The organism is Methyloversatilis universalis FAM5, from assembly GCF_000214035.2.
GTDB classification, from domain to species: Bacteria; Pseudomonadota; Gammaproteobacteria; order Burkholderiales; family Rhodocyclaceae; genus Methyloversatilis; species Methyloversatilis universalis.
Genome location: NZ_AFHG01000029.1, coordinates 266833 through 291748, shown reverse-complemented (window position 1 = coordinate 291748; position 24916 = coordinate 266833). Strand labels below are relative to the sequence as shown.

Genomic DNA, 24916 nt, shown 5'->3' with positions numbered 1-24916 from the left:
TGAGTGGGAATCAGCTGGTGAGGGCGTCTTTCATCACCGCGAAGGAGGTGGCGTGACGCACGTTCACGTCCATGTCCTGCAGTGCGACCAGGCGCTTGGCGCCGGTGGTGCTCAGGCTGTACGGATCGAACATCAGGTCGAGGCCGCCCCACATGAAGATGAGCAGCTCGGCCCAGTTGCCGTAGGCGATGCCCGAGCACACGCCGGAGCTGGTGCCCTTGGTCAGGTTGGAGGGCACGGCGTTGGAGGTGTAGGCGTTGTAGCCCAGCAGCTCGCCCACGCGGCCGGCACCACCGGGGGCGCTGGTCCATACCGGCTTGCCGTTGGTGCTGGCGAACTCCTGCGTCTTGCGCAGCTTGCCCCGCACCTTGGTGTTGGTGAGGTAGGCCAGGCGGCCGCCGTCGGCGTTGGCATTGGCCACGGCCGATTCCAGATCGACGATGTGGTCATAGGTGGGCGCGGCGCCGTTGGTGCCGCCCACCACCGCGCCGGTGCCGCTGATGTTCATCAGGCCGGTCGGCTCGTTGCTGCTGCCGCTGCCGTTGATGGCGGCGCGGAAGGCTTCCTGCGCCATCTGCAGCGCGAGGTCGGAGCGGACGAACAGCTCGACGTCGATGCTCGACTGCAGAAGCAGGCGGCGGCTGTAGTCGGTGAAGCAGCCCACCGTCTTGGGCGTGCCGCTCACCTGGTCGACCGACTGCTGGCTTTCGGTGGGTGCACCGTTTTCCGCCACCCAGTAGGCGGTGGCGCCGCCGGTCTGGCGCGGAATGGCGATGTTGCCGCTGAGGTTGGTCAGCATGGTCACGCCCAGCTCGTCGAACAGCACCGCATTGCGGAACAGCTCGATGAAGCTGGAGCCCAGCAGATCGGTGGCGACCAGGTTGCCGCCGGCGGTGGGCGTGCCGACCACCAGGTCGCGCATCTGGATGCCGGTGTGCATGCTCTGGCCGCGCAGGCCGTGCAGGGCGAACAGACTGCGCACGGCGGCGCCGGCCTTCTGCGCATCGACGCGCAGGCTGCGCAGCAGTACGTCGGCCGGCAGCGTGATGGAGCCTTCGCGGCCGGTTCGCTCACCGCGCTTTTGCTGCGCTGCACGCGAGGCCTCGTTCTCAAGCGGGGCGATCTTGTGGGCGTTCAGCGGGTCATGCGCAGCCAGCAGCGCGCGGCAGAACGAGAAGGACTCGATCTCGCGGTCGCTCATGCCGATCTCGGGCGACTCGGCCACGCGCACGCGGCCGGTGTCCTGCAGCTCGGCCATGACCTTGGCGCGAAAGGCATCGACCGACATGCCGGCGTCGATGGCCTGCTCGGCCTGCTCGCCCATGCCCCACTGCTTGCCGACGGCGCGGATGTCGCGCATGCGGGCGCGCTCGGCGGTGATGGCGTCGCCGACGGTTTGCACCGACGTGGCCGGTGCGGCCGGCGCCTGCTGTTGCTGCTGCGTACGGGTTGCGACGGCCGCGCCGCCGTCGTCGAGGTTGTCCTCGGGCATGATGCTCTCCTGGGTGGCGCGGCTCGGGGCCGCAGAGTTGGCCGGCTTGAAGCCGGAAACGAAAATCTTGGAGCGGCCGACACCGACCGTGGGGTCGGCGGGCACGGCCACGTGCGACACCTCATAGGGCGTCCAGCGCGTGGCGCGGTAGGTGTCGATGCCGGTTTTCTGGTCGCTCTTGACCAGCACCAGCTCGTCGATCATGTAGCCGACGGAAATGAGGGTGCGGATGCCGTCCTGCACGTCGGTGAAGATCTCTTCGCTGCGCGCGCTCTTGCCGTAGCGGGCCACACAGCGGCCGGTGCGGTCGGCGTCGATGGCGGCACTGCCCTGCACCACCACGCCCACGTGGTCGCGGGTGCTGTGCTCGACCAGCACGGCGCCGCCGTTGTTCATGCGGCTGAGATCGACGGCGCCCGGGTCGTGGCTGAGGATTTCGACGCCCCACCAGCGCTCGTACGGCTCTTCAGAGGAGAACGCGATCGGCACCGTGCGCGCCTCGGCATCGATGGCGGCACGGTTCAGCGGCAGGGCATTGACCACGTGCGGGATGGCGCGCAGGAAGGCCGCGCGCTCATCGCGCTCGGCGCGCACGTAGGCATCCGTCACCGCCGACCAGATATCGGCCTGCGGCTGGAAGTAATCGCGGGTGGTGACGCTCGGCGAAAGATCGATGAGCCTCGACATGACTGCGCCTCAGTGAGTGACTGAGGCGCAGTGTGGAGAGGAGGCGCGGAAATTTTTAGGGGGAAAAATTTCCGGGGTAACAGATGAAGAAGCCGCCCGGAGGCGGCTGTGTGGCGTCAGTTCGACTTCGACCAATTCACAACAGCGAATTTTGTATTGAAAAACCGTCCGGTCGCTGCCGCAGCGTTCTGACTTGCATACGCGTAAAAGAACGGACGCACCGCCGTAGTTCCTGGCGTCACCACCGAAAGCGGAGTTGCAAAAACCATCGGCCGACCTGTGGGGATCGTGATCGTGTCGAACGTGTCTGCGTTTGCTTTTTTGAACATCTGGTACGGCGTGACGGCTCCGCCCGTATGCGCCAGCTCCAGCGTCAGATCACGCAATCCGGTCAGCGCGGTAGCACTGTCGATCTCAAATTCGACGAGAAGCTGCACGATGTCGCCAACCGCAAACGACGAGGGGCCAGAATTGATCGCGGAGGTGAACTCGCTGAACATGTTCTGAAAACCTGTCGAGGTGCCCGCGGTTACGGAAATCTGCTGCGCCTGTCGACCGTTTCTATTAACAACGGCAGCTGCAATGGTTGCTGACGTCATGTTGTTCGCGATCGTCAGGTTATTCGCAACACTACCCGTAACCGGCGCGCTGGCCGTTCCACCAGTACCAGAGGTGAAAGCGTTCCCGCCGATATATCGAGCATCCCCGGGGCCGGGTATGAGGCCGAAACCTAGAATCCCATGCAATCCGAGGATATCTGCGATTCGCGCACCGATCAGCGGGGCTGCAACTTTCGGATGGACGGACGTATCGGTGTAGTTGGCGTAGATGCCAGACGAAAGCGGCTGAGGAGTGGTCAGTGCGCTGTCCATGTACAAATCGGAGACCGGCACATAGATCATGCCGGGATACAGGGATTGAAGGCTTTCAACGTAATTCGTCAGCGCCCAGTATTCCGTGGCGTGCGCAGCCGTGCTGTAGCTCTTTGACGGAAGGCAGCCGATGAAAATGGGAGTAGTGCCTTGCGCAAGGCAGCCGGAAATCGTGTTCCGATATGCGGTCTGCGCCTGAACTCTCGTGATGGTTCCGGCGACGATTTGCGTGACGTCGTTCTCGATCATCTGGATCAGAGCGTAATTCGGTCGGTACGCGCCAAGCGTCACGGCAAACGCCGTGTTGTAGATATCGACTGACGTAGCCCCGCTGTAGCCGTAGATGCCCTGCGTCAGCAGCGACGAGGCAGACGCGCCGACTTGCACGGTTGCGCCGGTCTGCAGCCATTCGAATGCATGGCCGCTGAACGCCTGCGCCCACCACAGATGCGCATCGAAGGAGACTGAGCCATTAACCGTATTGGCGCCGATACGGTTCTGCGCGCAGATCGAATTTCCGAAAGCCATTGCAGTCGGAATGCCGGAGATGGCACGGCGCAGCGGGACTATCGCACCAGCAGCCTCAACCACCGCAGCGGCCTCCGCGCGCTGCACATCATCGGTCATCGTCGCGTCTACGCGTGCGCCACGGTAGCCGCTCGAATCCACCGCCTTCCCTACCCCCACCAGCTGATCTGCCAGTTCGGTACTGACGATCGGTGAGGCGCCCTTGGCGAGCAGCGTGGGGCCGTCCCACACGTCTTCCAGCATGGTGATCTGCGGCATGTTCAAGCTCCTGCGATGTGCAGGCGGCTGGCCCGCCCGCTGGTGGATTGATCGTTGTCCTGCTCGCCTTCGTCGTCAGCCTGGTCGTTCGGGCGCGGCATGTTTTCGGCGTCGAGGTCGCCATAGAGCGCCTGCTCTTCGGCGATTTCGCGCTCGATTTCGTCGGGGTCTTCGGCGCGCTCACGGATGATGCGGCGGCGGCTGGTGAGGCGCAGGCGCAGGTTGATTTCGTTGGCCTGGGCTTCCTTGACCGGGTCGATGCCGACCCAGCGGCGCGGCTGCCACGACATGGCGTCGATGTACTGCTCCAGCCGGTCGTAGGCGAGCCGGCGGAAGGGGGCATAAGCGAGCATGGCGCGCGAGAGCCAGGCGGCTGCGACGCGCTCGTGCAGCTCTTCGACAAGTTCTACCTGGCGGAACTTGTAGACCTCGCGCTCATCGACGATGCCGACGCGGGCGGATGAGTAGTTCACCGCCTCGAGGTCGTTGCCGTGGGTGGCGTAGCTCATGCCCAGGCCGGCGCTGAAGCCGCGCACGCAGGCCTTGGTGTACTCGTTGTAATTGACGTTCGGGTAGTCGCTGTCGAACTTCTGGAACTGCACGCCGTGCGGCAGGGTGTCGAACTGGCCGGGCACCAGCGTGTTGAACTTGGAGGAGGCATCTTTCAGCGCCTGCAGCTCGTCCACGCTGAGTTCGCGGCCCTCGGCCCGCGCCTGATCGAGCACGGCGCTGATGAGATGGTCGGCGAAACCGTCCGGCGCCTCGCCGGTGGGCGTGTAGAAGAAACCGCCGCGCTTGGCGCTGTGGGCGCTGGCCACCGCGGCCGAGCGCTCGAAGTCTTTCAGCAGGTACAGGCGCTCGGCGCCCACGGTGAGCGCGGGGTAGCCGCGCAGCTGGTCGGGCTCTTCCTTGTCGAAGCCGTGGATGATTTCGGCGGCCGGCACGCGCACGTGGCGCCGGCCGACGGCGGGCACGCCGCTGAAGAGGTCTTCGCCGGGCTGCACGGTGAGCAGCCAGTAGGCGACCGGGCCGCCGGCGTCGTCGATCTCGATGCCCATGCGGATGCGCCGGCCCTGGTACTCGCCGCGCAGATTGACGTCGAGCACGGCGGGGTTGAGCACGTGCAGCAGCAGGCCGTGCGGCCCACCATTGACCAGGCGAATGAGGAACTCGCCTTCGCGCTCGCGGCACAGCAGGCAGAGCTTTTCGACCTGCCGCCAAGTCAGCGTACCGGTGAGGTCGCAGTTTCCGCGCCGGCCGAAGTGGCGCCAGCCGCCTTCGATCAGATCATTGACGCGGTCGTTGGGGTCGCCGTTGCGCTTGTCGAGCGTCATGCGGAGCTGGATGCCGACCGGGCCAAGCACGTTGCTCTTGCTGAGCCAGAGGTAGCGGCGCGCCCACTCGTTGTTGCGCGCCAGCGTCTTGGAGCGGCCACGCAGCACGCCGAGGCGGCTGGCCAGGGCGTCGTTCAGGTTGATGTCGGCGGTGTCCCACGCTTCAGACCACGGGTGCGTTTCAGCGGCGTCGAAGGCGCCGCTGCGCGCGTACCGGGCGGCGGCGGCTTCGACGACGTTGTGCACGGTGCGCTCGAGCCACTGTGCACGCGCCTGCACAGATTCCCGACGGCCGAAGAGTTTCTGCAGGAAGCCCATGCTTACCTCACTGGCTACGGGTGACGACGCGGCCGGGCGCGCCGCCGGCCAGCACGGCGCCGGCGATGCGCTCGCGGGCAACGTCGCGCTCGAGCCTGGCGATCAGGGTGATCAGATCGGCCGCGCTGCGGAACTTCATGCTGCGGCCGGCGATGGTGTAGCTCTCGACGGTGGCGCCGCCGTCGGCGGTGTAGGCGGCGAGCGCGGCGCGGGCGTCTTCGAGTGCCTTCTGCGCCTGGGTGCGGCTGTCGTAGGTGGTGGCCGTCGCGAGGTTGGGCAGCACCGGCAGCACCGAGTCATGCACCGTGAGGCGATCGGCCGAACGCCAGGCCCAGCCGAAAAGCCGGGCCTTGCCCGCGGGCACGCCGGCGGTCTGCGACGCGCTCAGGCTGACGATGTACTCATCGCCCTCGACATCAACCACGCAGTCGGCGTAACCGCCGGACCAGAGCAGCCGGTACGCGAGCGACCAGCCGTCAGCCGGCCGGTGCTCGGGCAGCGCGGTGCGCCAGGTGACGGAGTCACCCGCACGCAGGGTGACGGGCTCGGTGTAGGCAGGATCGCTCATGCGCGGCAGCGTGCATGAGCGGCGCGGAAATTTTCAGGGGGAAAAATTTCCGGGGGTGGTGGGCCTGGTCAGGTTTGCGCTGCCCGAGGCATTGGAACTCACTCACCCGCGGTGCTCATCTAGTTCGGCTTGCTCAGCGATGTGCTAGGCCGCAGTAGCCACGCCCGGTGGCTTCAAACTGAGGCGGCAGCGGCAGGCGAGACTTGCGTATTTCGACTGACTGCTTCACTTCAGTGCGCCACGCCATGCACGCGGGGCCTTCGCAATTCTTGTCCATCGCGCAGCACTTGTAGTCCTTGGCTTCTTCAGGCTTGCAAATCATTCTCGTCCTCTCGCTCCGGCACCATGCCCATACGTGTCCGTTACTTCCCCGTCAGCTGCCTGATCTGCCGCAGCCGTCGCTCCGACACCCCGAGCCGCCGCGCCATCTCTGACAGATCCGCCTGCGGCTCACGCTCCAGCGCCTCGACGAGGCGCCCTTTCTTCTTCCGGCCGACATAGACCTCGTCTCCGCCGTACTTGGCGCGTAGCTCGGCTTCGCACAGCGCCGCCACGTCGTCGGAGACACCGAGGCGGCGCAGGATGTCGCGCATGTCGGTGACGAGGTCGCTCAACGCGCCCTCCGCGCCGCAAGCATGGTTTCGAGCGGCGTGCGCTGCTTGGCGGGTTTGCCGCGACCGTGCCGGTGCGCGTCGATGAGCGCCATGATGTCCATGGGCTCAGCCGGGGCCGGCTCGGCAGCCTGGGCGGTGGGCTGGGCGGTGGGCTCTGCGCCCTGCTCGCCCGCCGGCTGCTCGACCACCGCAGGGGCGGCGGCCTGCGCGGGCTTGCGCTCGGTGAGCACCACCACGGCCTGCTGAAGCGCGGGCGGTGCGGCCGGCGGGGTGTCGTCGATGAGGGATGACTGCCGCAGCATCAGCTCGGCGACGTCCCACTGCACGGGCTTGCGCAGGTGCAGGCGCAGGTAGCGGCTGAGGTAGACGGCATAGACGCAGGTGTCGAGCGCCTCGTTGTGGCGGTCGGTGCGCTTCTTCCAGGCGCGGCGGCCGGAGCGGTTCGGCACCTTGATCTCCGACAGCATCTGCGCGTACCAGTCGGGGCGGACGCCCTTGTACCAGTGCATGCGGCCGGCGCCGGTACCGGTGAGGCGGATGCGGCCGGCGTTCGCGGCGTAGCCGAGGATGAGGTCTTTGGCCTTGGCGGTGCCGACGATGTTGATGGCGACGCCGGCCTTGCTGGCCTTGGTGGCGCGCTTGTTCGGATCGACCAGGCGCGGCGGCGTCCAGATCTCGACGCGGCCTTCGTCGTCGCTGGCGCCCTTGAGCGCGAGCACCGGCCGCACGCCCGCCTGGTGGTGGCGCCGCACGAAGGCGTAGCCGGCGTCAGAGGTCTGGCCGTCGGAGCAGTCGATACCGACCGCGCGCACGGTCATCCACACGCCGAGCGCGTGCTGGTAGCGGCGCTGCATGAGCTGCTCGAGCTCCAGCCAGGCGCCGGCGAGCGGGATGATGGTGGTGCCGTAGTACTCGCCCCAATGCACCAGCCACATTTCTTCGCCGCGGCCGACCGCCCACAGGCTGACGGCCAGGCGGTCGTGCTGCACGTCGACCAGCAGCAGCAGTTCGATGCCGCCGACCGGCACCTGCCACTCGGGGTAGTCCTCGGCGCGGTCGATGAGCTCCTGGTCTTCCGGCAGCTCGCCCTTGTATTCCCAGCAGCGGCCGAGCGACGAGTTCCAGAAGGCGATCATTTCGCCCGGGTCGCCAGCTTCCAGCTTTGCCTGGGCTTCCAGGAACTTGCGCGCGAGCACCGGCACACGCGAGCCGACGAAGGTGCTGCACAGCTCGCTCAGCTCATGGAAGCCGGCGATGCCGTTGAAGGGCTTGGTGGCCACCCAGCCGTAATCGGGCCGGCGCGAGGCGGCGAGGATGTTGGCCTCGCGCTGCTCGTCGGTCCAGACCGAGCCGCAGTGCGGGCAGCTGTAGAAGGCGCGCGAGGGGTCGGACCGGCCATAGACCTCGTGCGCGGGCTGGTCGGCCGGGATCTCCGGAATGGTCACGTTCTCCCACTGCGGGGTGTGCGACTCGCCGCAGTCGTGACAGGGGATCATCGGCACCCGGGCATCGCTCACCGCGATCTCGGCTTCGATGTTCGATGCGCCCTTCGCGGTGGGCGTACCGCCGATCAGGATGAGGTGGTCCTCGTAGGTCTTGGCGCGCTCCTCGACCAGCTTGATCACGTCGCCCTGCCCCTTCACGTTCTGGCTGGCGTCGTCCGGCTCTTCGACCACCACGATGCGCGCGCTGGTGGATTTCACGTCCGCCGGGCTGTTGGCGCCCACCAGCTTGATCAGGCCGCCGGCGTAGCGCTTGCGCAGCGTGCTGTTGCCCTTCGCGCGGCTCTTGAGGCTGATGCACGCGGACAGCGCCTTCGTGGCGCGCACCATCGGGTCGAACTTCTCATCCGCGAAGTCGCGGGCCGACTGGGCACGCGGGAACACGGCCACCTGCACGCTGGGCCGGTGCGCAGCGTTGTAGCCCATCACGCTGCACACGACGCCGGCGGTGTAGCCGATCTGGGCAGGCTTCTGGGTGGCGATCTTGCGCACCGCGGGGTCATCGCACGCGGCCAGGATGCCGCGCAGCATCGGGGTGTTGTCGAGCGAGTACGGGCCCGGCAGCGCGCTTTCTTCGGGGCTCAGCTCGCGCTCCGATTCCGCCCACTCGGCGTACGACAGCGGCTTGGGCGGCGCCCAGTTCGCCCAGGCACGCGCCAGCATCTCAGCGAGCGCGGCCGCGGCCTGCTCGAGGTCGAGGAACCCAGCGAGGAAGTCAGGCGCCGGTTGCATCCTCGTCCTCATCCTCTTCGTCGTCGGACACGTCGCCGGCCTGCGCGGTGGCCACGCGACGCAGCGCCGCCTCAACGATCTCGCCGCGCAGCGCTTTCCGGCGCACCGGATCCTGTTCGGCGTCGTGCTCGGCCCAAGTGCGGCCGCGCAGCAGCAGTTCGCGCGTGGCGATGATCCGGGCAGCCAGGGCGCTTTCGACTTGGCCGGCCGGCACCAGCATCTTCTGGTCCTTGGCGATCGCCATGGCCAGCTGCTGCGACTTGAGCCGGTCCAGCTGATCGCGCGGCGACTCTTCGCGCACCCGCTTCAACTCGCGATCGACGCGCCACACGATGGTGTCCGCCAGGCGGTACCGGTTCGGCCGGCCCTGGCCACCGCGCTCGAGCACCGGCATGCCCTCGGACTCCCACGCCTGGATGGTCACATCGGACACCCCGTGCGCCAGGGCCAGCTGCTGCTGCCCGCTGATGTACCCGTCGCTCATCGGACCAACCAACCCCATGAACCGGCCACAACTGGCGAAAAAGCGCGGTCTTCTTCACCGTATTGCGGATTTGCCAGGAAGGACCCGCGCATCACGCGACCCTCCGCCACGGCTGCAGGCGCGCGTTCGCCTCACGCGCAAGGGCGGCGGCCTCGACTTCAAGCCGCCGCACCATGGCACTGCGGTCGCGGGCATGCTGGGCGTAATCGCCGAGCCACGCGGCCCACAGGTCCAGGTGCTGGCCAGCCTTCACGGCCTTGGCCACCGCCTCTCGAAGGTCGGCGATGTCCGCATCGGTCCAGTCATGGACGGCGCGCAGTTCGCGCACCGCGTCCGGGAAGCCCCGGCGCATCTGATCTAGGCTCATGTCCGACCTCCTCTCAGGGTTGGACGAAAGGTTGGACGGCTGAAACCCGCGCCAATCCTTGATCTGTCCAACCTCCCAACGAGGGACAACGTAGCTGCGCGCGTGCACGCGTATGCACGCGCTCGCCCGCCCCTGCGCGCCCTCGTGCGGGCGGCAAGGTTGGCCGACGTTGGGAGGTTGGACGGATGGCGGCGGCAAGCCGTTTGCGCCGTCCAACCTTCGTCGAAAGGTTGGACGAGGTTGGACGTCAGATCGGAACATCGTCGCCCTCCCATGGGTCGCGGGCCGGCTCGTTCGCCTTCACACCCGCCTTCCATGCCTCAGGTCGCATCCAGTAGCGCTCACGCGCACCGGTGGTGTCCCGTCCCTTTGTCCAGCCCAGCCGCTTCATCACGATGCCGATACGTGTCGGCATCTGCCGCGTGTTGTCGATCTTCGACGGCTCGACCTTCAGGCAGTCGAGCAGCACGTCGAGCGCCGTCACCCGGTCCTTCGTGACTTCCTTCAGCCACTTGGCCAGCTGCGCTTCCCACGGATCATCGATCTCGCGCTCACGCTGCTCCGGCTCGAAGAACGCCTCCTGCTCCTCGCGCGTCGGGTGCCATCGCTCGTCCTGCTGCCAGCGCCAGAAGGCCTCAGCGAAGAGCTGGTCGCGGTCGCGGGCCAGCGCCTCCAGGTTGATCCGGCCGACCGCCTGGGTGCGCCACGGCCAGTACCGTGTGTTCCCGGTGCTGTCCTTGAAGTACTCGTCCTGGTTCGTCGTGCCCATGAACACGGTCTGACGCAGATGGTCGGCCGGCTCGCGGTCATAGGGCGCCCGGAAGCGGTCCCGCAGCGACGAGATGAATGCCTTGATGCGTGTGCTCTCGGCCTTATTGAAGGCGTCCAGCTCGGCGATCTCATAGACCAGCACGCCCTGGATGTTCTGATAGACGTCCTTGCTGTTCAGATCGAGCGGCGTGTCGCTGTACCACTGGCCACCGATGATGCGCACCACCGTCGACTTGCCCTGGAACTGCGGCCCTTCAAGGATCGGCATCGAGCGCACCACCGCACCCGGCTGCATGATCCGGGCGATCAGCGACACCCAGAAATACGTGCCCGACAGCGTCGCGTACGTCGACGGCGCCACGCCCAGGTAGTCGGTCAGGAAGCTCGGCAGGCGCTCCTGCCTGTCCCATTCCACCGCTTGGACGAAATCCTGCACCGGGTTGAAGGGCGCTTCGCGCGCAACCCAGCCTGCGGCGAGGGCCAGCGTATCCACGCTGCGGATGACGAGCGACTGCGTCTCGCCCAGCCACATGCCCAGCCGGTAGTTGTGATCCTCGCGCCACTCCTCGCCGGGCACGAACGGCCCCGAGTGCCACGGCGGCGGCCGCATGATGCGGATCTTCCGCGCAAACGTATCCGCCGCCAGCATGCCCGCCAGTTGCGGGTGGTGGTTCAGGAACAGATACACGTTCTCGCGGCAGTCCATCAGGAACCTGCCGCGGAAGAACAGCCGGTCAGCCCACGGCTTCGGGCTGTCGGGCACCTCGATGTCAGGCGGCGGGCCATCCTCACCACCGCCCCCACCTGCGGCCTGCGCAGCGGGTTCGGGGTCTGGCGCCGTCCCGGCCGATTCATCCACCGCCGGTGCCGGCGGTGGATCCGCCATCGGGCGCTGCTTGCGCGGCGGCTGCCAGCCGCCCAGCATCGCCAGGCGGAAGATCACGCCATCACCACCGGGCGCGCGCCCGCCGAATGACCGCCAGTGCGGGATCAGCGAGTCAGCGCCTTGGTACTTGCCCCCCTTGCTGCTCCAGTAGTCCCACACCGAGAAGCCCGCCTGCTCACCCAGCGCGTCATACAGCGCCATGCCGATGGCCAGCCAGTCGTTGTAGCCGATGTCCGCATCCACGTACGCCAGCGCGCTCTCGATGCGCGCACGGTCCGCGTACCCGCTGCCCGCCGGTGCCGGTGTGGCCGCCCGCTCACGCGCGGGTGCCGCTGCGCGCTCAGGCTTCGCCTTCGCCTGGGCAATCGTCGCGTGCAGGCGCCCGAGCACCTCGGGCGATATCGGCTGCGCGTCGGGTGGCGTGTCACTCAGCCGCCGGCCCGTCACCGTGAAGAACTGGCGACCGCAGAAGACCTCCACACCGATGTCGTTGCTCTTCGCGCTCTGCGTCTCGCCCAGCACATAGATGTGCAGGCCGGTGCCTGACGGTGAGTACTCCGTGAACGACGCACACGCCTGCACGATGGCCAGCGCGCGGTCCTGCATCTCGCCCGTCTCGGGGTCGATCACCTTGTCCAGGTCGATGCCAATCAACCCATCGCCCGGCAGGAAGGCGAAGCCGATGCCCGCCCAGCGATCCGGCGCCGTCAAGAGTGCGCTGACCACGTCATCCAGCTGCACCAACTGCGCGCGGTCCGCCTCGTTACCCTGTTTGCCGGTGCGCCGCTTGCCGTTCGCGTAATACGGCACCTTGCGCGGCTTCTTGTCACCCGGCTTCTCTTCGAAACGCCACAGCAGCCACTGCCGCCGCTCCGCCAGGGCATACGGAATGTTGTCCCACTCGATCGCCGCGCTCATGAGCCCTTCCGCGCGCGCCGTGCTGTCCAGTCTTCCTGGCACTCGATGCAGCACCAGCGGTCGGCAATCGCCTCGCCGGCCGCGTCAGCTTCCGCGATGTCGTCACCGCAGTTCAGGCATCCGCCCGTCGCATCGGGCAGGGTCGGCACCGGCCGGCGCGCCGCGGCGATCGCCAGCTCGCGGTCGTGCTCTTCGCGCTCGGTCGCCTGGTCGTAGAGATCAGCCACGCGACACCCCACGAAGCCCCACCACACGCGCCCGCTCCACCACCATGCTGCGCGCCTGCTCCAGCAGCTCCAGGTGCGCGGCGATGCTCTCGTTCACCTGCACCTGCAGCCGCTCGAACTCATGCGCCCGCAGCTTGCCGTCGCGCATGTCTTCCTGCAGCTCCGCGAAGACATCCGCGAATTCCTTGTTGCAGGTCAGCACGTGCTGCAGCAGGTCTTGCCGCGAGCACTCAGGCACCTCGGGCAGGCGCACCACCACCGCGCCCTGCTCCGCCGCCAGCGCCTCGATCACCCGCAGATCGCCGGTCAGCGCCGTCACCTTGCGCACATCCGACAGCGTCGGCTCATGCCCCAGCTCATTCGGGTTCGCCTTGTTGAGCAAGGCCTTGTATCGCCGGCCCATCGCATCGGCCAGCGCCTTCGCGCCCGGCGCGTAGTCCGACACCACGTTGTAGAACGCCTGTTCAGGAGTCATCTGGGAATCCTCGGTCACTGTCCCGTGGAAGGCCCCGCCCCGCTGCGCGAGACTGAAGGCAAAGAAAAGCCGACCGGCCAGGCCGGTCGGAAACCCGCCGCCTGCTGTCCGGTTCCAGGCGGTGAGGAGGAGACGAAAAGGGAGGCGCGCCCCATGCGGATAGAATCAGGGTTCCAGACCATCATCATCACCACAGGAGCGCACCATGATCGAGAAGCCCGTCGAGTTCGACCCCGACAACATGGACGATTTCGACAAGAAGCTGACCGCGTCGAAGTACATGAACGTCGTGATGCAAGAGTTCGCCCTTGCGCATGCCGAAGCCATATCACTCGTTATTTCAGCACTTGGCCGTCAAGTCGATCTGCCACGGCTCTCAAAAGACCTGCGAGCTGCGATCGAAATCGGACAGCAGCACCAGGCCTTCCATCCGGTTGCGCTGAAGATGGCCGCGAGCGTGTACAAGACGATCGACGCGCAAGCTCGAGTGCAAACAACCGATCGCGCTCCTCGCGACCGGGGACACTGAGAAATGCCGACGCCATCACCACGCGGACGTTTTCGCGCATCTCCGCACTGGCTTCACGCGTTGCCACCTTGGCCAGCTCATCCTGCTCAACGAGGCGGTCGATATCGGCCGGCATCAGCCTTTGAATACACGCGCATCCGTGCTTTTGCGCCGCACCGCATGTGCAGTCGATCCAGACGCGGGTGTACGGAATACGGACGCGCCTCGGCGTCGCGGACACAGGTGTGCTCACGGCTCTCTCCTCATGGGTGAATCGGACTGGTTTGCCGAGGCCAGGCACGCGTCCACACGAGGTGCGCTGTCCCTTACGGCGGTTTCGAGATGCGCCCGCGCGCTCTCAACTTCGGCGCTCGCCAGCAGCATCGCCGGCGTGTCGTACCACTCAGGCCGCGTCACGGGTCACCTCGCCTTCCATCAAAGAAAGGACATCAACATGAAGTGGATCTTGATTCTGGGCATTCCGTGGGGCAGCGCCCTCAGCGTCGACGGCGTGTCGCTCACTACGGCCACGTTCGACGACCAGCGTGCTTGCGAAGCAGCGCTCGACAAGGCCAAGGCCGTGCGCCGCTGGAAAGATCGAGCGACGCCGGACGGCCTGTGTGTGCCGAGTGCAAGCGAAGAGAAGAAGAGCAGCTGACTTCATGAGGCGCGTTCCTGCTGAACGGCATCGACCGCCGTGACGCCCGGGAACCACCCAAAGTAGCTCGCGAGATGCGCGACTTTCGAGTAACCGGGGTCGCCCTCGCCGTTCTTGATCCGCAACAGCGTGTCGTAGGCGATGCCGGTTTCCTCGGCAATGCGCCGAAGCGACCCGTTTCGCCCTGCCAACTCTCTCCTGACGAAGGAAATCATGTCCATGCGCACCACTTTAGGCTTTTTTGCCTCGTTTGAAAAGGCACAAATGCCTTTCGCGCGGTTGCACACTAGCCACATGAAGAAAGATGCAGCGACCGTACTGGCGGAGAACCTCGACCGCTTGATGAATTCCAGACCACCGCGCCCCAGCCAGAAGGCCGTTGCGCAGAAGGCTGGCATCGACCAGAAGACGGTAAGCCGCATCCTCAGCAAGTCTGTTTCGACCTCCATTTCAGCCGTGGAAGCCCTCGCCCGAATATGGGAGCTGGAGCCTTGGCAGATGCTTTTCCCGGACTTGGACCCGAAGGCGCCGCCCGTCGTGCCGCGGACAACTGCCGAGCGGCGCCTGTACGCCCAGGTACGCGACGCCGCTCTTGAGTTCGCCGCCGAGCCACCCGCCGACTACCATGACCGATAGCGTTGCTCGCCGACTCACCGAGGCATCCGAAACCGGTGAAGTACTCATCGTCGCCTATGACGGCGGACTCGAGCCCGGCACATTGCGGCAAATCTATGTCATCGCCGTTTCGGGTGACCGAGCTCGCGTTCGCGAAGCCAACGAGCAAGGACCACGGACATACCTGATAGATCGCATCAGCCTGGTCACCGACACAACCGGTTACGACTGGAAGCACCGAAGCGAGGCCCCCAAGGCCAAGAAGGGCCGGCGAAGAGCCCAGGATCTGGAGCCAGCCAAACTGTTCCGATACTGGGCATATGCGGTCGAGCCCCACCACTGGCCAATATTCGGAATCGCCTTGCGCGAGTACATCAACCCCGAGCGAACGAAGATCGCCCGGAACTTGGCCGCGCTTTCCGGCACCCCGCCGGGCGACGTATCGCGGATCGCCATCCGCGACCGACTGTGGACGCGACCTCAGCAGCCTATCGACGTCTGCGAAGGCGACCTCTTCTGGGCGCGTGATCGATCATCTGCTATCGAAGTTGTTGCCGTCCGCGACACGATCGAGATTCACATCGTTACGCGAGACCCACGCCGCCGATTTGCATACCTCCTCACTGAAGCCCAATTCACACACTGTCTAGAGCACGGCGAAGTCGAAGAAGAGCTGCGAATACCTCCCGCCCTAAGCTACAGCGACACCCTTCGTTTCCTGATCACCCAACCCTAGAAGACCCGCACGCAATCACCCTTTTGGATGACCCGGCACCAGTAAGGCACTTTTGCCTTGCGAGAAAGGCATAAATGCCTTATCTTGGATTTCAAGGCGACATTTCTGCCTTGCCAAGGAGGTCACCATGCCCGAAGCAGCACCCACCACCTCGATCACGCTCGACGAGCTGCTGCTCATCGCGCACGAGGCCAATTCCGCCGCACCCGGCGACAGTAGCCAAGCGCGGAACGACCGCGCCCGCAGCTTCTTCGCCCGCCTGTTCGTCCTCCTGCCCGACGAGGCCGCCGTCCAGCTCGCCCGCGCCATGAACTACCCGCATCTGGTGAAGATCGCCGAGCGCCTGCGCGACGAGGTGATGGCATGAGCGCGCTGCTGGTCATCCTCGAAGGTCCGCAGGGCTGCGGCAAGACGACGGCCGCACCCTTCATCGCGCAGGCCTTCGGCTGCACGGATATCTATGCCGATGAGCCGAGCCGTCGTGCCGTCGAAACCGCCCTGTATGAAGGCCGGCGCGTGCTGGCGTGCGTAAGCGGCAACTTCTTCTTCGCGCCGACCGACGAAGCCGCGCCCGTGATTCGCATCAGCATCGAAGGCGATCGCCCGACACCCACGCTGATGACCTTGCTCGCGGCGCTGGAGCAGCCCGCTGGATGCATGGCCTTGCAGACAATTGCGGAGCGCCACGCATGAAGCCCCGCGACACCCTCACCCGCCGCGAGCTCGCGTTCTACCTGCTCGTCATCCTCTGCGGCCTGCTCATTGTCGGCCGGCTCGACTACGCCGACGCCGTCATGGTCGAGAACGAGCGCCTGCAGTCCGCCCTGGTCGCTGAACGCGCCGCGCTGGCCGCCGAGTGCAGCGCCGACATCGAGCACCTCGACCGCACCGTCACCCCCCGCCCCACCCAACTGGAGATGTGACCCATGCGCGAGCTGCTCTTCACCCCCATCCCCATCACCGTCTGGCAGATGCTCTGCCTGCTGGCCTTCGCCGGCTTCATCGGCTGGGTCGTCGCCGTCACCCTGCACTACGACCGCGTCGACGAAACGCTCTGCCAGCTGCACGCGACCGACCCGGCGCCCAACACGGCGCCCGCGCTGACCGTGGTGCTCGACACCCTCAGCGGCCTGTTCACCGCCCACCGTGAGCTCATGTGGCGGCACGCCGTGCTCAAGGGCAAGCCGCGCGACGGCAGCGTGAGCCTCACCAGCACCGCCGCCCTCGCCCGCGCCTACACCGTGCTGCGCGCGCACGGCCGCACGCCCAGCACCGCCGAATGGCCGGCCGACCTGCGCGAGCGCGCCACCGACGAACCGCTGCGGAGCGCCGCCCGATGAACGCCCCCGGCACCCTGCACAACCCCTTCCTGTTCGAGCCGGACAACCGCACGCCGGTCACCGTGATGCTCGACCCCGCCACCGCCACGCGTCTCGAAGCGGCCATGGCCGAGCACCGCGAAACCCACCCGCACGCCGATGACGACGCCCTGTGCGACCTCATCTTCAGCACCGGCCTGCACTGCTTCGAGCAGGCGCTGAAGGGCATGCGCACCGCCACCACTTGCCCGGAGGGCAGCACCCATGCCGAGCACCCGTGATCCGCGCCAGGTGCTGAAAGAGGCGCGACAGATCGCCCACGACCACGGTTGTTTCGTGAGCGAGAAGAAGGAAGGCAACGGCACAACCTACCTGCTCTACCGCAAGACCGAGCCGCCGACCTACGTCGGCAAGCGCTCATCCATCCAGGGCCTGCACTCGATGGTGTGCAAGGCCTGCAACTTCCACTGAACGAGGACCGCAACATGTCGCTCATCAACGACCTGCTGACCTCGATCAGCAAGAACCCCGGAATCACCGCGCAGGAGCTGGCCGACGAGTTGAAGCAAGACCTCAACCGCGTGCGCAACAACCTGTACGTGAACACAAACCTCGTCACCAAGAAGCGAGACGACGTCACCCGCCGGCCCGGCTATCACCTCACGGCCGAAGGCAAGGCGAAGCTGAAGACCGGCGGCGCAGACCTGGCTGATGCGCCCGAGCCGACCACGGCCGCGGCGGCGGTGGTCACGACTGAGCCCGCCACTGCGTCCGCGGTGGAAACGATCCCGCCCAAGGCCGAGGTCTCGCCCATCACCACGTTGCAAACCCGCATCGAAGAGCTGCAGGAACAGCTCAGCACGATGCACGCCGAGAACGTGCGCCTGCAGGCTCAGCTGCGTGCCGCAGAAGCTGCACGCCACGCGCCCGCCGCCACGGTGGCCACCCATGCCCCGGCCGGCTACCTCATCACCGCGCCCAAGCGCACACCCCGCCGCTTCACGTCAGACGCCACCGCTCGCGCCACCGCCCTCAAGGCCGTGCGCGCCGGCGCTGCCCGGGCAGACGTGTTCGCCCTCATCCCCGTCGGCACCGCGCGTCGCGGCGTCGAATGGGCCGACCCGCAGGAGCCCTGACATGATCACCGATCTCTCCCGCCCCCTCGACTACGACACCAAGTCGCCCGAGTACCGCGCCTGCATCACCCAGGCGCTGGGCGTGCGCACGCTGCACGCCTCGCCCACCAACCCGCGCAAGCACTTCGACGAAGCTGCGCTCGCCGAGTTGGCCGAGAACGTGCGTCAGCACGGCGTGATGCAGCCCATCCTGGTGCGGCCGTGGCCCGCCAATCAGCCGATATCGGCCGACTTCACCGGCGGCTTCCCGCTGTACGAGGTGGTGGCCGGCGAGCGCCGGTACCGGGCCGCACTGCGTGCCGGGCTCGACCTCATACCCGGCCTCGTCCGGCACCTCACCGACCGCGAAGTGCTCGAGCTGCAGATCATCGAGAACCTGCAGCGCCGCGACCTCACCGAGTTCGAAGAGGCCGACGGCTACCGCCTCATGATGAAGGACCACGGCTACACCGCCGACGAGCTCGCCGCCCGCATCAACAAGAGCAAGGCCTACATCTACGCCCGGCTCAAGCTGTGTGACCTCGACTTCCGCGCCCGCAAGATCATCGACGAAGCAGGGCTTTCGGCGTCCATCGCGCTGCTCATTGCCCGCATCCCGGTATCGCCGCTGCAGAAGCAGGCGGCCGAGGAGATTACCCGGCGCAACATGAGCCACCGCCAGGCGCAACAGCACATACACGAGCAGTACATGCTGGATCTGCGCAAAGCCCCCTTCGACCGCAAGGACGCCAGCCTCACCGACGCAGGCAGCTGCACCGACTGCCCCAAGCGCACCGGCAACCTCGCCGACCTCTTCACCGACGTGGCCAGTGCAGACGTGTGCACAGACCCGCACTGCTACCGCGACAAGAAGGTCGCCAACATGCGCGCCACACAGCGCAAGCTCGAAGAGAAGGGAAAGACCGTCGTCACCGGCGACGACGCGAAGAAGATCCTTCCCAGCGACTACCACGACCGCCCGACCGACGGCTACGTCAGGCTCGACCAGCAGGACTGGCGCGCCCGCGACGAAGACGGCAAGGCCCCGACCTACGGCCAGCTGGCGAAGCAGGCCGGCATCGAGCCCATTCACGTCGTGCATCAGGCCACGCAGACCGTCGTGGCGGTGGTGAAGGAAGCCGACCTGAAGAAAGCGCTCAAGCAGACCGGCGACAACAGCCTGAGCAAGGCCGACGACGCCGCCCGCGCCGAAGAACGCAAGCGCAAGGAAGCCGCCGAGTTCCGCCAGCGGCTCTATGCCGAAGTGCGGCAGGAAATCGTCGCGCACCTGGGCGCCGGCAACCCGCTCGACTCATGGCACCTGCGCACCATCGCCCGCCAGACCTACTGGGGCGCCGGTTTCGAAGCTTGCCACCGCATCACGCAGAACTGGATCCCGCGCGAAGAGATCGGCGACGGCCACGAGCGTCACCGCGCGCTCGGCGAGCGCATCGCATCGATGAGCGACGCCGACCTCATGCTGCTCATGATCGACTGCTGCGTAGGTGGCCACCTGCATGTCGCGGGCTACTCCACCGGCTACGCCGAAACCCCGCCCGTGCTTGCCGAGCTCGCCGTGCGCTGGGGTGTCGATGCCGACGCGCTGAAGAAAGACCTGAAGGCCGCCGCACGCGAGAAGTCCAAGGGCACCAAGGCCGGTACCGCCCGAAAAGTGGCGGGAAGAACCGCCGAAAAGGCCCCTGACCCCGAACCCGCTGCGCGTGCGAACGAGCCTAAGCCGGCGCCGAAGCGCAAGGCCAAGGCCACCGCCCCCGAGGGCGGTGGCGAAGCCGGCTCGATGATGACCGAATGGCCCTTCCCGGCTGCGGGCGCAGACCCCAACCCGGCTGCGCCCGCAGCCGCTGGCCAACCCAATGAACAGGCCGCTGGCGCGGCGAAGAAACCCCGGGGAAAGACAAAAGCAGCTGCCGGGCAAGCCCGGCAGGAGGAAGGAAACACCCCCGCGACTGACGACGCCGGCGAAGGCGCGATCGAGCGCTGCACGCGCACGATCGACATGCTCAGCGGCCAAGCGGCGTGCGAAGAAGGAGCGGCGGCATGAGCGCAATCTGCATCTACCACGGTAACTGTGCTGACGGTTTCACGGCCGCCTGGTGCGTGCGCCGCGCACTCGGTGATGGCATCGAGTTCCACGCCGGCACCTACGGCAAGGCGCCGCCCGACGTGCGCGGCCGCGATGTATTCATCGTCGATTTCAGCTACCCGCGCGCGGTGCTCGAACAGATGGTGAGCCAGGCGCGCAACATCACCGTCCTCGACCATCACAAGACCGCCCGCGAAGACCTCGAAGGCCTGCAGGGCGCCCTCACCGTGTTCGACATGGAGCGGTCCGGCGCCCGCATCGCATGGGATCACTTCTTTCCGTTCGAAGTACCGCCCAAGCTGCTGCTGCACGTCGAAGACCGCGATCTGTGGCGCTTCGCGCTGCCCGACACCCGCGAGATTCAAGCGAACGTGTTCAGCCACGCATATGACTTTGCGGTGTGGGACCAGCTCATGGCCACCGATCCGGCCGTGCTGGCGGCCGAGGGCCGCGCGCTCGAGCGCAAGCACCACAAGGACATCGCCGAGCTGCTCGGCGTGGTCACGCGCCGCATGTTCATCGGCGGCTACCTGGTGGAATCGGCCAATCTCCCCTACACCATGTCGAGCGACGCCGGGCAGGCTCTGATCGCCCGAGGCAACGCCTTCGGCGCATGCTACTTCGACACGCCCGACGGCCGGTGCTTCAGCCTGCGATCGACCGAGGCCGGCCCGGACGTGGGCGCGATTGCTGCGCACTACGGCGGTGGCGGCCACCGCAACGCGTCCGGCTTTCGGCTGCGGTATGACCAGCTTCACCTGGTCGAGATACCCGAAGGCGGTGCCTGATGGCCAGCGTCAACAAAGTCATCCTCGTCGGCAACCTCGGCCGCGACCCCGAGACGCGCTACGCCCCCAACGGCGACGCCATCTGCAACATCACCGTGGCCACCACCGATACCTGGAAGGACAAGCAGACCGGCGAGAAGAAAGAGCTCACCGAGTGGCACCGCGTCAGCTTCTACGGCCGCCTGGCCGAGATCGCCGGCCAGTACCTGAAGAAGGGCTCACCCGTGTATGTCGAGGGCAGCCTGCGCACCCGCAAGTGGCAGGACAAGGAAGGCATCGACCGCTACACCACCGAGATCCGCGCCGAGCAAATACAGATGCTCGGCACCCGCCCCGCTGGCGGCGACACCGCCCCCGCACGCCAGGCGCCCGCCACGCGGCCCGGCTCGGGTGCGAGCGCAGGCGGCCACCCCGATGACGACATCCCGTTCTGAGGCCGCCATGCGAAAGCTCACCGAAGCCCAGATGCACGACCTCGCGCACAAGCTCACCCGCCTGCGCGCGATCGACGACGAAGTGCGCCGCCACGCCGACGCCGCCATCACCACCGGCATCCGCCTGCAGGACGCCCGCAACCGTTACCACGCCCTGCACCAGGTCATCACCGGCAACTACGGCCGCGAGAACGCTCCCGCGCCCGACCTCGCCATCCATGGCCCGCGCCCCGGCCGCCCCAGCACCCGCCCGTCCGTCACCGTGCTCGACCCGTACGAGCAGACCGACGCCACCGCGCGGCACACCGACCCGACCAGCCAGGAGCGATGAGATGAAGGAACGCCCGATGCTCATGAGCGCGCCGATGGTGCGCGCGATCCTGGCCGGCACGAAGACGCAGACGCGGCGGGTGGTGAAGCCGCAGCCGCAGATGGTCACCGACCGCACGATCAAGCCGTGGGACGGCGATGCTGACGCGCTGCTGAGCCTGCTGACGAAGACTGGAAAATCCTGCCCCTACGGACAGCCCGGTGACCGGCTGTGGGTGCGCGAGGCCTTCTGCGACGCCAGAAAGGCTTTGCTCGGCCGAGTTCTTTATCGCGCAAGCGGTGATGTGGCCTGCGGCTGGCAGCCCAGCATCCACATGCCCCGGTGCGCCAGTCGCATCACCCTGGAAGTGACCGCCGTCCGCGTCGAGCGGCTGCAGGACATCAGCATCGAGGACGCCAAAGCGGAGGGCGCTTGGCCTGACTCATCCGTCGTTGGCAGATGCATGGCGTACTTCGGTATTGATGCACTGGCGGTCAACCCGCGCCTTGCGTTCCGCATGGTATGGGAGCAGATCAACGGCCCCGGCTCTTGGGACGCCAACCCCTGGGTGTGGGTCGTCGAGTTCAAGCGGGTGACGCCATGACATACCGCGCCGCCACCGACCCGCTCTACGACATCTGTCTCGTCTGCCTGCAGCGCGGCCACTGCTCGGGCAGCTGCCCGAGCTGGAAACGGAAGGACACCGAGCTTTGACCCACGTCATTGAACACACAATGGACGCCGTGACGTCAGCTATCAATTCACCGGCACTGCGCTACCACGGCGGCAAGTTCCGCCTGGCGCAGTGGGTGATGCAGTTCTTCCCTCCGCACCAACGCTACACCGAGGCCTTCGGCGGCGCCGCTGGCGTGCTGCTTCAAAAGCCGCGGGCATACGCAGAGATCTACAACGACCTCGACGACGAGATCGTCAATTTCTTCCGCGTGCTGCGCGACCCAGTCCAGTGCGCCCAGCTGCTGCAGGCCCTCCATTTCACACCCTACGCGCGCGCCGAGTTTGATATGTCGTGGACGCCGGCGGCCGACCCGGTCGAACAGGCCCGCCGCACGGCTGTGCGCGCCGCTATGGGCTTCGGGAGCGCAGGCGCGACCAAGGGCTCCACCGGCTTCCGCATCGACAGCAAGCGGGCACACGGAACGGCGCAGATGCTCTGGACGCGCTACCCGGAATCGGTCATGGCAGCAGCCGAGCGGATGCGCGGCGTGCTGATCGAGCACCGTCCGGCGATCGAGGTGCTGACCCAGCACGATGGCCTGGATGCCCTGCATTTCGTCGATCCGCCCTACGTGCTCGACACCCGGAACATGCGTGCATCGACGCGCTGCTACCGCTACGAAATGAGCGACGACGATCACCTCCAGCTGCTGCATACCCTGCGGCAACTGAAAGGTGCGGTCGTGCTGTCCGGCTATCCGCACGCCCTGTACGACGACACGCTCCACGACTGGGCGCGCCACACCACCAGCGCCCGCATCTCCGCCGGTCGTGGAACTGGGTTGCGCACCGAATGCGTGTGGCTCAACCCTCAGTGTGCGCGGGCGCTGGCCGGCAAGACGGGAGGACTCTTCGCATGACCACGCCGATCTACCTGGACCGCGCCGGCGCTGCGGCGTGCGTGAGCCTGTCGGAATCGACGATCGAGCGGATGGTGCGCGAGGGCAAGTTCCCGAAGCCGCGGCAACTGTCTGGCGCGCGCGTGGGCTGGCTCTACCGCGAGCTGCTGGAATGGGCCGAGGCGCGCCCGGTCTCCGAACTGCCACCGCCGGAGAACACCGGCGCCCGCAAAGGCCGCCGCGCTGCTCAAGACGACGCCGCGAGCTGCTCCCAGTAGTCAGCCACTCTGGTCAGCCACTCGCGTCGCTCGTTGTCGTACTGGTGCAGGTTATAGACACCCTTGACCCCTTCCTGCATGTGCCCCAGCACCGCCTCGGCCACGCTGTCGGGGCACCCGAGCGAGGCCAGCGTCGTGCGCACCGTGCGGCGCAGATCGTGAGGCGCCCAGTGCGTCACCGTCAGCCTGGGCTGCGTCGGCGACGTGAATGTGCAGTAGGGCTGGCGGTAATACACGCCCTCGGTGATCACCTTCTGCTGCACGTGGCCAGCAACGCCGCGCACCGGCCGGAACAGCCAGCCGGTCGGGTACATCTTCAGCCGCCGCCGCACCACCCGCTCAGCACGCCCGATCAGCGGCACGCGCAAGTCACCGGCGCCGGGGTGGCGCGCGTTCTTCGTCTTGGCCTTCGGCACCGTCCACCACAGACCCGTCGGCTCGTCGGTGATCTCCTCGGCTTCCATGGCCACGATCTCCGCACCGCGGGTGCCCGTCCATAGATAGACCGTCAGCACGTCGTCGAGCAGCTGGCTGAAGTTCGGCAGCCAGTTGATCAGCTCGCCAACCTCGCCCGGCTTCAGCACACGTTTCGACGTGCCCACCGCCTCGCCGGCGATCTGCTTGCCCTTCGACCGGAGCTTGCCGCGCATGATCTGCCGCCACCAGTTCGGCGTGTCTTCGGGTAGTTCGCCGGCGTCGATCGCGTAGTCCCACGCCGCACCCAGCTCGCTCCGCAGCTTCGACGCCTGGACGGGCGCACCGGCCCAGCGCTCGATCAGCGCAAAGGCCTGCCGGCGCGAGTAGCTGGCGGCATCGCACTGGCCATCGTCACCGAGCATGGTGTCGAACATGCGCCGCACCTCGGTCGCGCCCTTCGCCTTGCGATGGCGATCGACGTGGCCATCGAGGTACAGATCCGCCACACGCCGCACGGTGAGCGGCCCGCGCCGCTCGACCACCAGGCGCGCATGCGTCTGCACCCGCTCCGCCCGCCGCTCTGCCGCCGGGTCGCGACCCGCGTCCCGAACGGCGCGCGCCTCTTCCCACGCGGCCAGGGCTGCGGCGTACGACATCGCCGGCCAGGCGCCCAGCTTCACCTGGCGCATCTGCCCGCTGGCGTTCTTGTACCGGTAGATCCACGCGCGCCGCGTGGCCGTGGCTTCGAGCCTCAGCCCCGGCGCGCCGGCAATGGTAAGGTGCTCGCCTGGCGCGAGCAGCCGAGCTGTACGAGCATCGAACATCTGGCGTAGGTTTTCCCGCTGCAGCCGCAAGCGAGCGGCGTAGGTTTTCGAAAAGCTGCGCCGAAATCCTACGCCAAAACCTGAAGTGCAGTGCATTCCGATGACGTGCCGTGACAAAACACGCGCGGTCTAGCACTGCCGATAAGCCACTGATTCAGCAGATGGAAGTTAGAAAAGACACACCAAAACAAGCGCCTGCGGAC

The 24916-nt window shown here is 66.8% G+C and carries 31 protein-coding genes; 18 read left to right on the top strand and 13 right to left on the bottom strand.

The annotated features are described in order from the left end of the window. Positions 1–10: 10 nt before the first annotated feature. From METUNV1_RS02615 to METUNV1_RS02565, 11 genes are all read right to left on the bottom strand, one after another. Positions 11–2179: a phage major capsid protein gene (locus METUNV1_RS02615; protein WP_008058562.1), complete on the bottom strand. Its 2169-nt coding sequence runs from the start codon at positions 2177–2179 to the stop codon at positions 11–13. A 116-nt stretch (positions 2180–2295) separates the two neighbouring features. Then, on the bottom strand, positions 2296–3837 hold the full coding sequence (locus METUNV1_RS02610; RefSeq protein WP_043358849.1) for an SGNH/GDSL hydrolase family protein: 1542 nt from the start codon (positions 3835–3837) through the stop codon (positions 2296–2298). Positions 3838–3839: 2 nt separating this feature from the next. Continuing rightward, entirely contained in the window at positions 3840–5417 is a 1578-nt protein-coding gene (locus METUNV1_RS02605; protein ID WP_157257865.1) for a phage portal protein, read from the bottom strand. A gap of 79 nt (positions 5418–5496) precedes the next feature. Beyond that, on the bottom strand, positions 5497–6057 hold the full coding sequence (locus METUNV1_RS02600) for a hypothetical protein (protein ID WP_008058556.1): 561 nt from the start codon (positions 6055–6057) through the stop codon (positions 5497–5499). Between the two features lie 362 nt (positions 6058–6419). Next, positions 6420–6671, bottom strand: coding sequence for a hypothetical protein (locus METUNV1_RS02595; RefSeq protein WP_008058554.1), 252 nt, complete (start codon positions 6669–6671; stop codon positions 6420–6422). Then, entirely contained in the window at positions 6668–8905 is a 2238-nt protein-coding gene (locus tag METUNV1_RS02590; protein WP_139026266.1) for a phage terminase large subunit family protein, read from the bottom strand. Before METUNV1_RS02590 ends, METUNV1_RS02595 begins: the two co-directional genes overlap by 4 nt. Further along, complete coding sequence (locus METUNV1_RS02585) at positions 8889–9389, bottom strand: terminase small subunit (RefSeq protein WP_008058549.1); 501 nt, start codon at positions 9387–9389, stop codon at positions 8889–8891. Before METUNV1_RS02585 ends, METUNV1_RS02590 begins: the two co-directional genes overlap by 17 nt. A 91-nt stretch (positions 9390–9480) precedes the next feature. Continuing rightward, the gene (locus METUNV1_RS02580) at positions 9481–9756 is read right to left on the bottom strand and encodes a hypothetical protein (RefSeq protein ID WP_008058547.1); all 276 of its coding nucleotides are present in this window, start codon (positions 9754–9756) and stop codon (positions 9481–9483) included. Positions 9757–10003: 247 nt separating this feature from the next. After that, positions 10004–12331, bottom strand: a complete 2328-nt coding sequence (locus tag METUNV1_RS02575) for a VapE domain-containing protein (RefSeq protein WP_008058545.1) — start codon at positions 12329–12331, stop codon at positions 10004–10006. Beyond that, entirely contained in the window at positions 12328–12558 is a 231-nt protein-coding gene (locus METUNV1_RS02570; RefSeq protein WP_008058543.1) for a TraR/DksA C4-type zinc finger protein, read from the bottom strand. Before METUNV1_RS02570 ends, METUNV1_RS02575 begins: the two co-directional genes overlap by 4 nt. Continuing rightward, the gene (locus METUNV1_RS02565) at positions 12551–13033 is read right to left on the bottom strand and encodes a phage regulatory CII family protein (RefSeq protein ID WP_008058541.1); all 483 of its coding nucleotides are present in this window, start codon (positions 13031–13033) and stop codon (positions 12551–12553) included. Before METUNV1_RS02565 ends, METUNV1_RS02570 begins: the two co-directional genes overlap by 8 nt. A gap of 205 nt (positions 13034–13238) precedes the next feature. Here METUNV1_RS02565 and METUNV1_RS02560 point away from each other — a divergent pair, with 205 nt between their 5' ends. Both METUNV1_RS02560 and METUNV1_RS02555 read left to right on the top strand, forming a co-directional pair. Continuing rightward, positions 13239–13562 (top strand): hypothetical protein, encoded by a 324-nt coding sequence (locus METUNV1_RS02560; RefSeq protein WP_008058539.1) that lies wholly within the window; start codon positions 13239–13241, stop codon positions 13560–13562. A gap of 244 nt (positions 13563–13806) precedes the next feature. Next, positions 13807–14199, top strand: a complete 393-nt coding sequence (locus tag METUNV1_RS02555) for a hypothetical protein (RefSeq protein ID WP_043358847.1) — start codon at positions 13807–13809, stop codon at positions 14197–14199. 2 nt (positions 14200–14201) lie between these two features. Here the strand turns inward: METUNV1_RS02555 and METUNV1_RS02550 are convergent, their stop codons facing one another. Further along, on the bottom strand, positions 14202–14420 hold the full coding sequence (locus tag METUNV1_RS02550) for a helix-turn-helix domain-containing protein (protein ID WP_043358845.1): 219 nt from the start codon (positions 14418–14420) through the stop codon (positions 14202–14204). On the opposite strand from METUNV1_RS02550, the gene METUNV1_RS02545 reads away from it, so the two are divergent. The 16 genes from METUNV1_RS02545 to METUNV1_RS02470 all read left to right on the top strand — a co-directional run bounded on the left by METUNV1_RS02545 (position 14413) and on the right by METUNV1_RS02470 (position 23472). Next, on the top strand, positions 14413–14835 hold the full coding sequence (locus METUNV1_RS02545; RefSeq protein WP_139026265.1) for a helix-turn-helix domain-containing protein: 423 nt from the start codon (positions 14413–14415) through the stop codon (positions 14833–14835). The two genes, METUNV1_RS02550 and METUNV1_RS02545, sit on opposite strands and share 8 nt — an antisense overlap. After that, entirely contained in the window at positions 14825–15550 is a 726-nt protein-coding gene (locus METUNV1_RS02540; RefSeq protein WP_008058529.1) for a hypothetical protein, read from the top strand. The genes METUNV1_RS02545 and METUNV1_RS02540 overlap by 11 nt, the downstream gene beginning before the upstream one ends. Before the next feature lie 127 nt (positions 15551–15677). Beyond that, complete coding sequence (locus tag METUNV1_RS02535) at positions 15678–15917, top strand: hypothetical protein (RefSeq protein ID WP_008058527.1); 240 nt, start codon at positions 15678–15680, stop codon at positions 15915–15917. Continuing rightward, positions 15914–16243: a DEAD/DEAH box helicase family protein gene (locus METUNV1_RS02530; RefSeq protein WP_008058526.1), complete on the top strand. Its 330-nt coding sequence runs from the start codon at positions 15914–15916 to the stop codon at positions 16241–16243. The genes METUNV1_RS02535 and METUNV1_RS02530 overlap by 4 nt, the downstream gene beginning before the upstream one ends. After that, positions 16240–16473, top strand: a complete 234-nt coding sequence (locus METUNV1_RS02525; RefSeq protein WP_008058523.1) for a hypothetical protein — start codon at positions 16240–16242, stop codon at positions 16471–16473. Before METUNV1_RS02530 ends, METUNV1_RS02525 begins: the two co-directional genes overlap by 4 nt. Positions 16474–16476: 3 nt before the next feature. Further along, complete coding sequence (locus tag METUNV1_RS02520; protein ID WP_008058522.1) at positions 16477–16890, top strand: hypothetical protein; 414 nt, start codon at positions 16477–16479, stop codon at positions 16888–16890. Next, positions 16887–17150, top strand: a complete 264-nt coding sequence (locus METUNV1_RS02515) for a hypothetical protein (RefSeq protein WP_008058521.1) — start codon at positions 16887–16889, stop codon at positions 17148–17150. Before METUNV1_RS02520 ends, METUNV1_RS02515 begins: the two co-directional genes overlap by 4 nt. Then, a complete protein-coding gene (locus METUNV1_RS02510; protein ID WP_008058520.1) occupies positions 17134–17340 on the top strand; it encodes a hypothetical protein in 207 nt (68 codons plus the stop codon). Before METUNV1_RS02515 ends, METUNV1_RS02510 begins: the two co-directional genes overlap by 17 nt. A 14-nt stretch (positions 17341–17354) precedes the next feature. Further along, positions 17355–18005, top strand: coding sequence for a MarR family transcriptional regulator (locus METUNV1_RS02505; protein WP_008058519.1), 651 nt, complete (start codon positions 17355–17357; stop codon positions 18003–18005). A gap of 1 nt (position 18006) precedes the next feature. After that, on the top strand, positions 18007–20046 hold the full coding sequence (locus METUNV1_RS02500) for a ParB/RepB/Spo0J family partition protein (RefSeq protein WP_008058518.1): 2040 nt from the start codon (positions 18007–18009) through the stop codon (positions 20044–20046). Then, the gene (locus tag METUNV1_RS02495; RefSeq protein ID WP_008058517.1) at positions 20043–20876 is read left to right on the top strand and encodes a hypothetical protein; all 834 of its coding nucleotides are present in this window, start codon (positions 20043–20045) and stop codon (positions 20874–20876) included. Before METUNV1_RS02500 ends, METUNV1_RS02495 begins: the two co-directional genes overlap by 4 nt. Next, complete coding sequence (ssb, locus tag METUNV1_RS02490) at positions 20876–21310, top strand: single-stranded DNA-binding protein (protein WP_008058516.1); 435 nt, start codon at positions 20876–20878, stop codon at positions 21308–21310. Before METUNV1_RS02495 ends, ssb begins: the two co-directional genes overlap by 1 nt. A 7-nt stretch (positions 21311–21317) precedes the next feature. Next, the gene (locus tag METUNV1_RS02485) at positions 21318–21641 is read left to right on the top strand and encodes a hypothetical protein (protein ID WP_008058515.1); all 324 of its coding nucleotides are present in this window, start codon (positions 21318–21320) and stop codon (positions 21639–21641) included. 1 nt (position 21642) lies between these two features. Continuing rightward, entirely contained in the window at positions 21643–22224 is a 582-nt protein-coding gene (locus METUNV1_RS02480) for an ASCH domain-containing protein (protein WP_008058513.1), read from the top strand. 106 nt (positions 22225–22330) lie between these two features. Next, positions 22331–23215: a DNA adenine methylase gene (locus METUNV1_RS02475; protein WP_197315190.1), complete on the top strand. Its 885-nt coding sequence runs from the start codon at positions 22331–22333 to the stop codon at positions 23213–23215. Beyond that, positions 23212–23472, top strand: coding sequence for a helix-turn-helix transcriptional regulator (locus METUNV1_RS02470; RefSeq protein WP_008058507.1), 261 nt, complete (start codon positions 23212–23214; stop codon positions 23470–23472). Before METUNV1_RS02475 ends, METUNV1_RS02470 begins: the two co-directional genes overlap by 4 nt. Here METUNV1_RS02470 and METUNV1_RS02465 read toward each other — a convergent pair. Continuing rightward, positions 23442–24809 carry a tyrosine-type recombinase/integrase gene (locus tag METUNV1_RS02465; RefSeq protein WP_197315189.1) on the bottom strand — a complete coding sequence of 456 codons (1368 nt, stop codon included), beginning with the start codon at positions 24807–24809 and terminating at the stop codon, positions 23442–23444. The two genes, METUNV1_RS02470 and METUNV1_RS02465, sit on opposite strands and share 31 nt — an antisense overlap. Positions 24810–24916: the final 107 nt, after the last annotated feature.